Below are 12,446 nucleotides of genomic sequence, written 5' to 3' on the forward strand. Positions count from 1 at the left end.
ATCAGGCGAGTGTTCGGGTCACTTCCTCGCGCTCGAAAATCTCGATCACATCGCCGGGGCGGATGTCATCGTAGTTCTCGAAGGCCATGCCGCATTCCTGACCGGACTGAACCTCCGCCACTTCGTCCTTGAAGCGCTTCAGTGTCTTCAGCGTGCCTTCGTGGATCACGACGTTGTCGCGCAGCAAGCGCACACCGGCAGAGCGGCGCGCCGTGCCTTCGGTGACCAGACAGCCGGCAACCTTGCCCACGCCGGTAACCTTGAACACTTCCTTGATATTGGCATAGCCAATGAAGTGCTCCTTGATCTCGGCACTGAGCAGACCGGAAGCCGCTGCTTTCACGTCATCCACGAGGTCGTAGATGATCGAGTAGTAGCGGATCTCCACACCCTTCTGGTTGGCCGTGTTACGGGCCGAGGCATTGGCACGGACGTTGAACCCCATGATCGGCGCGCCGGAAGCCTCCGCCAGGCCGACATCGGTCTCGGTGATCGCACCGACGCCCGAGTGCAGCACGCGGACACGGACCTCATCGTTGCCAATCTTTTCCATCGCCTGCACGATTGCTTCGGCAGAACCCTGCACGTCGGCCTTCAGCAGGATGGGCAATTCGCTCACATCCTTGTCCGCCTTGGCATTGGCCATGAGCTGTTCGAGCGTCGTAGCCGCACCGGCCGCCGCGCGTTTGTCCTTCGCGGCATTGGCACGGTATTCGGCGATCTCGCGGGCCTGCGCTTCGGTATCGGTGACGTTCAGCACGTCGCCGGCCTCCGGCGTCCCGTTGAGACCGAGCACTTCGACCGGCACCGAGGGACCGGCTTCCTTGACACGTTCACCCTGATCGTTGATCAGCGCGCGAACCTTGCCATACTGCTCCCCGACAACGAAGATGTCGCCCTGGCGCAATGTGCCGTTCTGTACCAGCACGGTCGCGACCGGACCACGGCCCACATCGAGCTGTGCCTCGATCACGGCACCAACGGCGGCGCGGTTCGGGTTCGCCTTGAGCTCAAGGATCTCGGCCTGCAGCGCAATTGCTTCGAGCAGTTCGTCGAGCCCCTTTCCGGTGACCGCGGAAACTTCGACATCCTGCACGTCGCCGGACATCTTCTCGACGATCACCTCATGCTGCAGCAGATCGGTACGCACCTTGTCCGCATTGGCGGCGGGTTTGTCGATCTTGTTGATCGCCACGATCATCGGCACCTTGGCGGCCTTGGCATGATTGATCGCCTCGATGGTCTGGGGCATCACGGCATCATCCGCCGCCACGACCAGCACCACGATATCGGTGACCTGGGCACCGCGGGAGCGCATTGAAGTGAAAGCCGCGTGGCCTGGCGTGTCGAGGAACGACAGGACCGCACCATTATCCGCAGTGACCTGATAGGCGCCGATATGCTGGGTAATGCCCCCGGCTTCCCCGGCAACGACTTTGGCGTTGCGGATTGCGTCCAGCAGCGAGGTCTTGCCGTGGTCGACGTGACCCATGATCGTGATCACCGGCGGGCGCGGGATCAGATCCTTCGCGTCATCCTCGACTTCCTTGATCACGTCCTCAACATCGGAATCCGACACCCGGACAACCTTGTGACCGAATTCCTCGATGATCAGTTCGGCGGTGTCCGCATCGATGGTCTGGTTCTGCGTGACCATCATGCCCATCTTCATCAGGGACTTGACGACCTCGGCAACCCGCTCGGCCATCCGGTTCGCCAGTTCGGAAACGACGATCGCCTCGGGCAGATTCACATTGCGCACGATCTTCTCGCGCTCGACATTGCCACCCATCGCCTTCTGACGGGCACGTTCCTGCTTGCGCTTCATCTGCGCCATGGAGCGTTGCCGTCCGCCTTCGCCTCCGGCCAGGGCTTGATTCACTGTCAGCTTGCCTGAACGGCGGTTGTCACCACCCTTGCTGCGCTTGCTGGTGTCCTCGCGCTCGCGCTCGGTCTTGCGGGCGGGCGTGGCTGGCGCAGACTTGTTGGCCGCGGGTGAGCGTGTCTCGGTCGGGGCCGCGGGCGCGGCAGCGGCCTGCGCGGCGGCTTCGGCCTCGCGCTGACGACGTGCGTCTTCCTCAGCCTTCGCCTTGAGGCTTTCCTCGCGCGCGCGCTCTTCAGCCTCCTTGGCCTCGACTTCGGCGCGACGCCGTTCGCGCTCCTCGGCACGGGCCTTTTCTTCGGCTTCGCGAGCCGCGGCTTCCTCTGCTTCACGGGCCTTGGCGGCCTGAACCGCTTTCAGACGACGTTCCATCTCGGCATCGGTGATCCCGGCGGGACGCTTCTTGGGATCGCCAATCGGTCCGGCGCCCGGGCCGGAAGGTTTCTGGCCGCCCGGCTTGGGGACCACAACGCGTTTACGTTTGGTTTCGACCACGACGTTCTTGGTCCGCCCGTGGCTAAAGCTCTGCTTTACATTTCCCGGACGCGCGCCGCTGCCGCGCAGACCCAATGTTTTCTTGCCGTCACTATCGCTCATGAAGCTCGTCTATCCTTTCGGATGGCCCTTGCCACCCTCGTTTACGCGCACGCCTTTTAACCGTCGGGCTTCCTCTACAACACGTTGCGTGAGTCCACCAGAGGCGAGCGCCCCATGTATCACAGTTTGGCGTCCGAATGCCAAACCCAATTCATCTGCCGTCAGCCAGCCGATGTAGCTGCCATAATGCGGCGTGCTCAACTTCGACTTGCCACGCCCCGATCCGTCCACCGCCTGAATCAGAACTTCGGCCTCTTCCATCTGCAGCCAGCTCTTGACCTTTTCATAGCCGGCCACGGCCTTGCCTGCCTTGCGCTGCAGCGAAATCAGATCGACCACGCGTCGCGCCAATTGTCTTTCGACCTCTTCAACCAGACCATCCGGCAACTTGACCGGCTGCTTGGCGGACCGGGAGAACAGGTTCTTCTTCACCGCCAGTTCCAGCGCTCCGCGCTCTGCCGCGACATATATACCGCGTCCCGGCAACTTGCCGAGAATATCCGGCACCAGCTGCCCTTCGGGACCGACCACGAAACGGAGCAACCCATGCTTTGGTTGCACCTCGCCCGTGGCAATACACTTGCGCTCTGGACCGATCTTGCGGTCGTCGGAATCGCCGTTGTGTCCCATCCGGTTCACCCCGAGCCCTGCGATCAGGCCTCGGCCTCCTCGGACACATCCCCTTCGGCGGCGTCATCTTCAGCCGCTTCCGCTTCCAGTTCTTCAGGATCGACCCAACCCAGCATCACGCGGGCCGTCATGATCATATTCTGCGCCTCTTCTAGCGAAATGTCGAACGGTTCCAGCGCGCCGTCGTCCTTGACCCGTTCACCGTTCACCGTGGTCCAGCCGCCTGCCAGCTCCCAGTCCGCGCAGGTCGCGAAATCTTCCAGAGTCTTGACGTCATCCTTCGCCAGCGCCTCTATCATCTGGGGGGTGAGCCCCTCGAAGTCAACCAGACTGTCCTCGACCCCCAGCGCGCGGGCGTTTTCGAGAGCCGCCTTGTTCTGCGCCTCAAGCACATCGCGTGCGCGGGCCTGCAGCTCGCCGGCGGTGCCTTCATCGACCCCGTCGATCACCAGCAGTTCGTCAAGCTCGACATAGGCAACCTCTTCAAGGTTGGTGAAGCCTTCGGAAACCAGCAGCTGGGCGAAGAATTCGTCCAGATCGAGATTGTCCATGAACAGCTTGGTGCGCAGTTCGAATTCGGCCTGACGACGCTGGCTTTCCTGCTCTTCGGTCATGATGTCAATGTCCAGACCGGTGAGCTGGCTGGCCAGACGCACGTTCTGACCGCGACGGCCAATAGCGAGCGACAGCTGCTCCTCAGGCACGACAACTTCGATCTTGCCCGCTTCTTCGTCCAGGACCACCTTTGAAACCTCGGCCGGCTGCAGCGCGTTCACGAGGAAGGTCGGCTGGTCTTCATTCCACGGAATGATGTCGATCTTTTCGCCTTGCAGCTCGTTCACCACAGCCTGCACGCGGGAGCCCCGCATACCGACGCAGGCTCCGACAGGGTCGATCGAGCCATCATAGGAGATCACGGCGATCTTGGCACGCGAACCCGGATCACGGGCCACGGCCTTGATCTCGATGATACCGTCATAGATTTCCGGCACTTCCATCTTGAACAGCTCGGCCATGAACTCGGGTGCGGTACGGCTCAGGAAGATCTGCGGGCCACGCTGCTCGCGGCGCACGTCCTTGATGTAGACGCGGATACGGTCGTTCGGGCGATAGCTTTCGCGGCCGATCTTCTCGTTGCGGCGCAGGATCGCTTCGCCAGCGCCGACATCGACGATGACGTTGCCGTATTCCTCGCGCTTGACCAGACCGTTGATGATCGTGCCGGCGCGATCCTTGAACTCCTCGTACTGGCGATCGCGCTCGGCTTCGCGGACCTTTTGCAGGATCACCTGCTTGGCTGCCTGCGCGGCAATACGCCCCATCTCGACGGGCGGCACTTCCTCGACGAAAGTGTCGCCGACCTTCGGATCGGCCATGTATTGCTTGGCCTGCTCCACAGTGAACTCGGCCTGATAATTCTCCAGCTCTTCATCCTCGACCACGGTGCGCACGCGGGTGAAGGTGGCGCGACCGGTCTTGCGGTCGATGCTGACACGGATGTCCATCTCGGCGCCGTAGCGGGACTTGGCCGCCCGGGCGAGCGATTCTTCCATCGCTTCGACGACCAGGCCGGGGTCGATCATCTTCTCGCGCGCCACGGCCTCGGCGGTTTGCAGCAGCTCAAGCTGGTTGGCGGATGTAATGGCCATCAGTCTTCTCCCTCAGCAGACTCATCGGTCTGGATCTCATCGAAATTGGAATCGTCAATTGCACCGGACGCCTTGCGCTGGCGCAGCATTTCCTTGATCAGCTCGTCAGTCAGCACCAGCTTGGCATCGCTCAGCCAGTCAAATCTCAGGCCAATCGTGCCTTCCTCGACATTGATCAGCACTTCATCGCCCTCGACTCCCGCCAACTCGCCCTTGAAGCGGCGGCGTCCGTCGATCAACTCGGTCGTCTCGATCTTGGCTTCATAGCCTTCGAACATCTCGAAATCCTTCAGCCGCGTCAGCGGTCTGTCGATACCCGGACTTGAAACCTCGAGCGCATATTCGTCGAGGATCGGGTCCTCGACATCGAGCACCGCGCCGACGGCCTGGCTGATCTGTGCGCAATCATCGACCTCGATCCCGCCTTCGGGTTTGTCGGCCATGATCTGCAGGATGGTGGACTTGCCGGACATCAGTCGGACACGGACCAGCTCGAATCCCATATCCTCGATCACCGGGGTGATGATCTCGGCGAGGCGACGGTCGATGGCGGCTTTGGCGATCAGATCGTTTGTCATGAATTTGTCAGCCTTCCGTCAGGCACAAAAAAACGGGCGCGCGGCCCGTGTTCAAGATCGGTGGAACCTTCGGTTTGGACCCGAAAGCGCCGCTGTTGATAGCCATATACGCTTCGAGCCCCGAGTCTGCAACCCCTTCAGGAAAACCACCAGCGCTCAGGCGCGCGCAGGTCGTCGAGTGGACGGCTGCGTCCGACATTGGCTGGTATTCCGAGCGCCCCAGAAACCGCCTGCATCGCGCCCTGTGCGTCCGGCAGCAACATCACGTCCTGACGCGGCCCCAACAGCGCAGGATCGCTCAGATCCACAGCATCGACCATGTATTCGCCCAGCGCCTGCGCCCGCACCGGCTCCGATGGAATCGAGACCAGTTCGACCTCGTCGAACCATCCGACATTCTGGCCCTTGTAATGCTGCGCGACGCGTTCGCTCAAAATCTGCTGACCGGGGGCGAAATGTGCGAGCCGATAAAGCCCCGTGCCAATACCGCTCCCCGGCGCAGCGGCGGGGCGAATCACATAATCCGGCGCGGCAAGCCGGAAAGGCAGGCTTGGGTCAGGCGCCGGAAGGGTGATCCGCAAACGGCTCTCTCCGTCACGCAGTAGTATCGCATTCTTATCAAGGCCGGGGGCGAGGCTGGCAATCGCGTCTTCGACACGAAGGGGCCGACCGTCATGAAAGGTCACGCCGCGGCGCAGCTCGAACAGCCAGCTCTGCGCATCGGCACTGGCCTGCCAGCCGGTCGCAAGTTCACCGCGCAGGGTGCCGTCGGCCGCAATCTCGGTCAGCGTGTCGAAGATAAGCCCCTGCCGGGCGACCTGCATGAACAGCCCATCGCCCCGCTGCCAATCATCATCGCGCCTTGCGCCGGACAATGCCAGCCGCAGCCGTCCGCCGCGTCGGGGCAATCCGGCCGCCGAGACACCAGTCGCGGCCAGCAGCGCCGCGGCAGCGCCCATGCTGAACAGCGTCCGCCGTTCGAATGACGCGGCGCGACGGCTCATAACTTGGCGATCCTGTCCATGGCCCGGACCAGCTCGGCGCTGATCCCGGGTTCCGAGAGCGCATGACCGGCATGGCGCACCATGCGCAATTCGCAATTGCCCCATTTCTCGGACAGGGCGTAAGCGCTCGAAGGTGGGCAGATCATGTCATAACGACCCTGAACGATGATTCCGGGGATATGCGCGATCCGATCGACATGTGCGAGGATCTGGCCATCGAACTCGAGAAATCCCCCGTGGGTGAAATAGTGATTTTCGAGACGGGAGAAAGCGCGGGCATATTCGCTCGGACCCTCGTGGGAACCGCCGCTCGAATGGATCGAGGCAAGGGCGTTTTCCCAGGCAGCCCAGGCGCGCCCGAACCGTTGCTCTGTCGCCAGATCGCCGCAGAACAGGCGCTTGTGATAGGCCTTGACCAGATCACTGCGCTCCTCCTCCGGCACCAGTCCCACGAACCGCGCCCAGACCTCCGGCCAGAACCGCCCCGCGCCGCCTCCGTAGAACCAGTCGAGCTCGGCCTGGGTCATCAGGAACACCCCGCGCAGGACCAAATGCCGCACCCTGTCCGGATGGGTCTCGGCATAGATCAGCGCCAGCGTGGCGCCCCAGCTGCCGCCGAAGACGATCCAGTCCCCGATCCCCAATGTGCTGCGAATCAGCTCGATATCCGCGACGAGATGCCATGTCGTGTTGTCGGCAACCGTTGCATGGGGGCGCGAGCGGCCGCAGCCGCGCTGATCGAACAGGATGATACGGTAGATCTGCGGATCGAAATAGCGGCGCATGGACGGGCTGCACCCGCCGCCGGGACCGCCATGCAGCACCACCACGGGCAAGCCGTCGGGATTGCCGCATTGCTCGACATAGACCCGATGCCCCTGACCCACCGAAAGCATCCGCTGATCGAAAGGCTCAATCGGCGGATACAGATATTGTACTGCGTGTTTTTGATCGGGAAACTTATCCATCATCGGCCTATATAGTGTTTCAGCTCAGAAGATCACAGGGAGAGTAAAATGCAAGCGGATCACACGACGATCGACCCGGCCGAGGTCGCGAAGTTCGAGGCGATGGCCGCGGAATGGTGGGACCTGAACGGCAAGTTCAAGCCGCTGCATATGCTCAATCCCTGTCGGCTGGATTACATCACCAGTCAGATCGCCGGAGAATTCGACCGCGACCTGAACGCGGAGACGCCCTTCGCCGGACTGCGGCTCCTCGACATCGGCTGCGGCGGCGGGCTGCTCGCCGAGCCGATGGCCCGGCTTGGGGCTGACGTGGTGGGCGCTGATGCGGCAGCAGGCAATATCCCGGTGGCGCAGGTGCATGCCGAACAATCGGGTCTTGCGATCGATTACCGCCATACCACTGCCGAGGCGCTGGCGGCGCACGGCGAGCAATTCGACGTGGTGCTGAACATGGAAGTCGTCGAACATGTCGCTTCGCCGATCGATTACCTGACTGCCTGTCGCGCCTTGCTAAAACCCGGTGGGTTACACATCTGCTCGACGATCAACCGCAATCCGAAATCTTACATGATGGCGATCATCGGGGCCGAACATGTGATGCGCTGGCTGCCCAAGGGGACACATGAATGGTCAAAATTCATCACCCCCGACGAGCTGTTCAAGCTGCTGCGCGACGCCGGGCTCGAGCCGGTGGACCGCAAGGGTTTCGTCTTCAACCCGGTGGCCTGGTCCTGGCGGCTGTCGGAAAGGGATCTCAGCGTCAATTACGTGACCGCGAGTCTCAAACCCGCGTAATCAATGGCTCGCAGCCCCCGACCTTGCAACAGGGGCAGTCCGGCAGAGGCTGCCTAATTCTCCTGGCTCAACTGCCCCCTGATCGCCCGCAGGAAGGGCAGCGTCGCGCGGACCTTTTCCTCGCCAAGCTCCTCCACGACGTGATTGATCATCGGGGTAATCGCGCCGACAGCCGCATCGCGGGCCTGTCGCCCCGCCGGGCTGATCGCGACCATCTTGCGCCGGGCATCGTCCCAATCAGGGCGTACATGAATATATCCCGCCCATTCGAGCTTGCTCAGCGTATTGGTCATCGCGCCCCGGGTCACGTTGAACGTCTCGGCCAGCTGCGCCGGAGACCGTTCACCGCCATGCCACGCGAGGTTGTTCAGCACCGAGAAATGCGAAATTTCCATCCCCTTCGGCAACACCCGGGTCAGCCGGTTGCGCAGCGATTGTTCCGCGGCAAGCATTTCGCTGAACAACAGGATGGCAAGGATATTCCGGTCTTCGCTCATTGCTTGTCCATCATGGATCGGTAAAGGCGCGGCGATTGGCCATGCTGGGCACCCGCTGCCGGGCCGATCCGACTTGATCCATGTCCAGGTCGAACATGTAGACACCCGGGCGCTCACCGGCATCCAGCAACACTTCTCCCCAAGGGGCGACGACCAGGCTATGCCCATAGGTGCTGCGCGTCTTGTGCGCGGCGCTGGCATGTTCGCCGGTCTGCGCCGGGGCCAGCACGAAACAGCCGGTTTCAATGGCCCGGGCGCGCAGCAGCGCATGCCAATGTGCCGCGCCGGTGACCGGCGAGAAGGCAGCGGGCACCGTGAGGATCTCGGCCCCGGCATCTGCCAGCGCCTGATAAAGCATCGGAAAGCGCAGATCATAGCAGATGCTCATACCGATGCGGGCAAACGGCGTATGGGCAACCACGGCCTGCTCGCCGGGACGATAGGCGTCGGATTCCCTGAAGGTTTCTTCGGGGGATATCTGCACATCAAACATGTGGATCTTGTCATAATGCGCCACCACCGCGCCCGCAGGTGAAATCAGCAGCGAGCGATTGGCAAATCGACCGTCGGCCGCATCGGTCTTCAGCGCAAGCGAGCCGATCAGCAGCCAGGTGCCGAGTTCGGCGGCAGCCGCGCTCAATGCTTTGAGCGTCGCATCGTCGCGCTCATGCTGCAGGACGATGTCCTGATGGGCGCGACTGGTCGAAAGGCAGTTCGTCACCTCCGGGGTGAGCACGAATTCTGCGCCCTGCCCGGCCGCGTCACGCAGCATCTCCAACGTGCCAGCTAGGTTGGCCGCCGGATCATCCGAAACGTTGAGCTGAAGCAGCGCGGCCTTCATCATGCCGCCAGCAACGCATCGAGCTTGCCCGCGCGCTCCAGTGCATGCAATTCGTCGGAGCCGCCGACATGCATCTCGCCGATGAAGATTTGCGGCACAGTGCGTCCGCCATTGGCGCGCTGGATCATCTCTGCCTTGCGCTCGGGCTGCTCCAGCACGTCCACCTCGACGAAGCTTACGCCCTTCTGGTTCAGAAGCCGTTTGGCGGCGTGGCAATAGCCGCAGAGCGGCGAGGTGTAGATTTCGACATTCTTCATTGCGGTGTCCTTTGCATCGACGTGTTGCAAAGGATTTAGGTGTCTTTTGCCGCCCGCGCCAGTGTTACCACGCAAACCGGTCCGGATCCGGCCTCGACGCAGGCTTTGGTCGCCGCGCTCAGAGTGGCGCCCGAGGTCATGACATCGTCGACCAGCAGCAGCGGGCGTCCAACGATCCGCTGCCGTCGTTTCGGCCGCACCCTGATCGCTCCCTGCATCGTGGCAAAGCGTGCAGCGGAGTCCATTTTCTTGAACGGCGGCGTGCTGAGGGGCCGTTGCAGCAAGTCGAGGCAGCAGGCCAGCCCTGTTTCACGTGCCAGCGAACTGGCCAGCAACGCGGATTGATTGTAACGGCGAGCCGCCAGACGACGCCAGTGCAGCGGCACCGGTACAACAAGCATATCGTCGCATAGCAGATCTGCGGCGCTGCGGGCCATCCATTTCGCGGCCGGGCGGGAAACTTCGAGACGATCACCGTATTTCAGTGCCAGAACAAGGCGACGCGCTGTATCCCGGTAAAGCAACGCAGCGCGCCCTTGTCGCCAGGGCGGCGGGGCGGACAGACAGCCATCGCAATGCTCGGCCGCCTCGCCCGCGGTCCCCGGCAGAGGCGCCCCGCAGCTATCGCAGATTGTTCCGCCGATAAATCCGGTCTCGCGCCAACAGGGACCGCAGAGACCGAAATCTCCGGTTACAAGATCACCGCAGGTCAGGCAGCGCGCCGGGTAGATAAGATCAAGTGCCGTTTGAACTCCCCGAGCCAGCACCTTAAACTGCCCTGATGACATCACAGCCCCTCCTGACCGACCGCGCGGCTCTCGCGCGACATCGCAGCCGTGCCGAGGACACCGGCATGTTCCTGCATCGCACTGCGATGGATGAGGTTCAGGATCGGCTGGAACTGGTTAACAAGTCCTTTACCGCTCCCGTCGTGATCACCGGCTTCCCCGGGATATGGTCAGGAATATGCCCCTCGGCGCGGGTTGTCTCCGACACGGAGACGCTGGCGCTCGAACAGGGCGCTCATGATCTGGCGATCCATGCGATGGCGCTGCACTGGGCCAATGACCCGGTCGGTCAACTCATCCAGTGCCGCCGCGCGCTGCGCGCTGACGGGCTGTTCCTCTGCGCGGCCTTTGGCGGGCAAACGCTACATGAGTTGCGCGCCTGTCTTGCCCAGGCCGAGGCGGAGATCGTCGGGGGGCTTTCACCGCGGATTGCTCCGATGGCTGAGCTGCGCGACCTTGGGGGGTTGCTGCAACGCGCCGGATACGCCCTGCCGGTGGCTGACGTCGTGCCGCTCCACGTCGAATATGCCGATGCATGGGCGTTGATGCGGGACCTGCGGCAAATGGGCGAAGGCAATGCCCTGCAGGGAAGACTGCGCCATCCGACACGCCGCAGTGTGCTGGCAAAGGCCGCCGCGCTCTATCAACAGCATTTCGGCACGCAGACCGGCCGTATTACCGCGACATTCGAACTGGTGTTCCTGACAGGCTGGGCACCGGACGAGAGCCAGCAGAAACCGCTGCGTCCGGGTTCCGCGCAGCAGCGGCTGGCCGACGCACTGCGCACGGATGAGACAAAGTTGCGCAATTGACCCCGGTGCCAAAGGCTATATCTCGGGGAGATGTCTTTACCGAGGGAAGCCCATGCCGAATACCCGTCCAGAACACGCCGAACCCGACCACCCGGCACTGCCGAGCCGCAAGGTCGGCGTGTTGCTGGCCAATCTCGGCACCCCGGATAACTACGATTACTGGTCGATGCGCCGCTATCTCAACGAGTTCCTCTCGGACCGCCGCGTCATCGACTACAGCCCCTGGAAGTGGCAACCGCTGCTGCAGCTGGTGATCCTGAGCAAACGTCCCTTCAGCAGCGGCAAGGCCTACAAGTCGATCTGGAACGAGGCTGAGAACGAAAGCCCGCTGATGACCATTACCAAGGCGCAGACGGGCAAGATCCGCTCCGCACTGGAGGCGCGCTATGGCACGGATGTCATGGTCGATTTCTGCATGCGCTACGGCAATCCCTCGACCCGCTCGAAAGTGGCCGAGATGACGGCAGCGGGCTGCGACAGGATCCTGTTCTTTCCGCTCTATCCGCAATATGCCGGCGCGACATCCGCGACTGCGAATGATGCGTTCTTCGCTGCGCTGGCCAAGGAGAAATGGCAGCCTGCGAGCCGCACCGTCCCGCCCTATTTCGACCGCGGCGACTATATCGAAGCTTTGGCGCAATCTATCGAGCGTACCTATCCGGACGGCACGAACCGCCCGGATGTGCTGGTCTGCTCCTACCATGGCCTGCCGATCCGCTATCTGATGGAGGGTGACCCCTATCATTGCCAGTGCCAGAAAACCACGCGACTGCTGAGGGAGCGACTCGACTGGCGGGATTGCGAGATCGTCACGACCTTCCAGTCCCAGTTCGGGCCGGAGGAATGGCTGCAGCCCTATACTGTCGAGGAGGTGGCCCGTCTCGCCAAGGCGGGAAAGAAGAATATCGCCCTCTGCGCCCCTGCCTTTTCGGCCGATTGCATCGAGACGCTTGAGGAGATCAACGAGGAAATCAAGGAAAGCTTCGAGGAAGCGGGCGGAGAAAAGTTCACATATATTCCCTGTCTCAACGACGACGAAGCCCATATCAGGGCCCTGAGCGCGGTGATCGAGGAAAACCTGCAGGGCTGGCTTGACTGAGTACGGCTGGATCTGTCCGCAGGAACGTCTCTACCGGGCATAAAAAAGG

13 protein-coding genes and 1 pseudogene are annotated in these 12,446 nt (G+C 62.3%); 3 read left to right on the forward strand and 11 right to left on the reverse strand.

Features of this window, described 5'->3' with window-relative positions:
• Position 1: 1 nt before the first annotated feature.
• From infB to pip, 6 genes are all read right to left on the reverse strand, one after another.
• Positions 2-2,479 (reverse strand): translation initiation factor IF-2, encoded by a 2,478-nt coding sequence (infB, locus tag ACFSUD_RS02165; RefSeq protein ID WP_386371018.1) that lies wholly within the window; start codon positions 2,477-2,479, stop codon positions 2-4.
• Between the two features lie 9 nt (positions 2,480-2,488).
• On the reverse strand, positions 2,489-3,109 hold the full coding sequence (locus ACFSUD_RS02170) for an RNA-binding protein (RefSeq protein WP_386371020.1): 621 nt from the start codon (positions 3,107-3,109) through the stop codon (positions 2,489-2,491).
• Between the two features lie 23 nt (positions 3,110-3,132).
• Positions 3,133-4,758: a transcription termination factor NusA gene (nusA, locus tag ACFSUD_RS02175; RefSeq protein ID WP_386371022.1), complete on the reverse strand. Its 1,626-nt coding sequence runs from the start codon at positions 4,756-4,758 to the stop codon at positions 3,133-3,135.
• Entirely contained in the window at positions 4,758-5,336 is a 579-nt protein-coding gene (gene rimP, locus ACFSUD_RS02180; RefSeq protein WP_386371023.1) for a ribosome maturation factor RimP, read from the reverse strand. Before rimP ends, nusA begins: the two co-directional genes overlap by 1 nt.
• A gap of 137 nt (positions 5,337-5,473) precedes the next feature.
• Positions 5,474-6,340, reverse strand: coding sequence for an ABC transporter substrate-binding protein (locus ACFSUD_RS02185; RefSeq protein ID WP_386371025.1), 867 nt, complete (start codon positions 6,338-6,340; stop codon positions 5,474-5,476).
• Positions 6,337-7,308 carry a prolyl aminopeptidase gene (gene pip / locus ACFSUD_RS02190; protein ID WP_386371027.1) on the reverse strand — a complete coding sequence of 324 codons (972 nt, stop codon included), beginning with the start codon at positions 7,306-7,308 and terminating at the stop codon, positions 6,337-6,339. The genes ACFSUD_RS02185 and pip overlap by 4 nt, the downstream gene beginning before the upstream one ends.
• A gap of 48 nt (positions 7,309-7,356) precedes the next feature.
• Between pip and ubiG the strand changes: the two genes are divergently transcribed.
• A complete protein-coding gene (gene ubiG, locus ACFSUD_RS02195; protein ID WP_386371029.1) occupies positions 7,357-8,103 on the forward strand; it encodes a bifunctional 2-polyprenyl-6-hydroxyphenol methylase/3-demethylubiquinol 3-O-methyltransferase UbiG in 747 nt (248 codons plus the stop codon).
• A 53-nt stretch (positions 8,104-8,156) separates the two neighbouring features.
• On the opposite strand, the gene ACFSUD_RS02200 is transcribed toward ubiG, so the two are convergent.
• From ACFSUD_RS02200 to ACFSUD_RS02220, 5 genes and pseudogenes are all read right to left on the reverse strand, one after another.
• The gene (locus ACFSUD_RS02200; protein ID WP_386371031.1) at positions 8,157-8,600 is read right to left on the reverse strand and encodes a MarR family winged helix-turn-helix transcriptional regulator; all 444 of its coding nucleotides are present in this window, start codon (positions 8,598-8,600) and stop codon (positions 8,157-8,159) included.
• Positions 8,601-8,610: 10 nt separating this feature from the next.
• Positions 8,611-9,441, reverse strand: coding sequence for a carbon-nitrogen hydrolase family protein (locus ACFSUD_RS02205; protein WP_386371033.1), 831 nt, complete (start codon positions 9,439-9,441; stop codon positions 8,611-8,613).
• Positions 9,441-9,698: a glutaredoxin 3 gene (gene grxC, locus ACFSUD_RS02210; RefSeq protein WP_386371035.1), complete on the reverse strand. Its 258-nt coding sequence runs from the start codon at positions 9,696-9,698 to the stop codon at positions 9,441-9,443. The genes ACFSUD_RS02205 and grxC overlap by 1 nt, the downstream gene beginning before the upstream one ends.
• A gap of 35 nt (positions 9,699-9,733) precedes the next feature.
• Positions 9,734-10,222: a ComF family protein gene (locus ACFSUD_RS02215; RefSeq protein ID WP_386371093.1), complete on the reverse strand. Its 489-nt coding sequence runs from the start codon at positions 10,220-10,222 to the stop codon at positions 9,734-9,736.
• A 48-nt stretch (positions 10,223-10,270) separates the two neighbouring features.
• Positions 10,271-10,486 (reverse strand): annotated as a pseudogene (locus ACFSUD_RS02220) (double zinc ribbon domain-containing protein); the annotation flags it as partial.
• Between ACFSUD_RS02220 and ACFSUD_RS02225 the strand changes: the two are divergent.
• Both ACFSUD_RS02225 and hemH read left to right on the forward strand, forming a co-directional pair.
• A complete protein-coding gene (locus tag ACFSUD_RS02225; RefSeq protein ID WP_386371037.1) occupies positions 10,480-11,298 on the forward strand; it encodes a methyltransferase domain-containing protein in 819 nt (272 codons plus the stop codon). The pseudogene ACFSUD_RS02220 and the gene ACFSUD_RS02225 sit on opposite strands and share 7 nt — an antisense overlap.
• Positions 11,299-11,350: 52 nt before the next feature.
• Positions 11,351-12,397 carry a ferrochelatase gene (gene hemH, locus ACFSUD_RS02230; RefSeq protein ID WP_386371039.1) on the forward strand — a complete coding sequence of 349 codons (1,047 nt, stop codon included), beginning with the start codon at positions 11,351-11,353 and terminating at the stop codon, positions 12,395-12,397.
• Positions 12,398-12,446 lie beyond the last annotated feature (49 nt).

Source organism: Sulfitobacter aestuarii, assembly GCF_042685005.1.
GTDB lineage: Bacteria > Pseudomonadota > Alphaproteobacteria > Rhodobacterales > Rhodobacteraceae > Sulfitobacter > Sulfitobacter aestuarii.